Origin of the sequence: Halorubrum sp. SP9, from assembly GCF_005435015.1 — an archaeon.
GTDB classification, from domain to species: Archaea; Halobacteriota; Halobacteria; order Halobacteriales; family Haloferacaceae; genus Halorubrum; species Halorubrum sodomense.
Genome location: NZ_SGXU01000421.1, coordinates 1 through 416, shown reverse-complemented (window position 1 = coordinate 416; position 416 = coordinate 1). Strand labels below are relative to the sequence as shown.

Sequence of the window (416 nt, the reverse complement as noted above, 5' to 3'; positions counted from 1 at the left end):
GTCGGCGTCGGCAGCCACAATCCGAATCACACTGCGGGATTCACAGACCGGCGAACCAATCCCGCTTGATGGGGCATCCCCCTCACCAATCGAGGATGACGGCCCGGCCGGCATGCTTCGGCTAAACGGAGAGTCGGTTGATCTGAACGCCTCCGGCATGACGACGGTCACCGTCGCTGAACCGGAGTTGTACACCGTTGAGTTTGTGCCCGCCTCGTGGCGCACGACCTCCCCTGCGTACGTCGCCGCCAGCGAGAGCGTGCGCTGGCACCCGCTTGGGACTGTTGGTGGCTGGCTCCAGCTCGTCGAAACCCTGCTCTGGGGGGCGATTCCCCTGCTCGCCGCGTGGATCGCCGGCCGTCAGCTTGGGAAGTTGCTCTCCGCCGACTCAAGCCCATGACTCACCACACACCCTC

Annotated in this window: 1 pseudogene; it reads left to right on the top strand. The window is 65.1% G+C overall.

From position 1 onward, the window contains the following. Positions 1-400: pseudogene (locus EXE45_RS18110) on the top strand (hypothetical protein); the annotation flags it as partial. Positions 401-416: the final 16 nt, after the last annotated feature.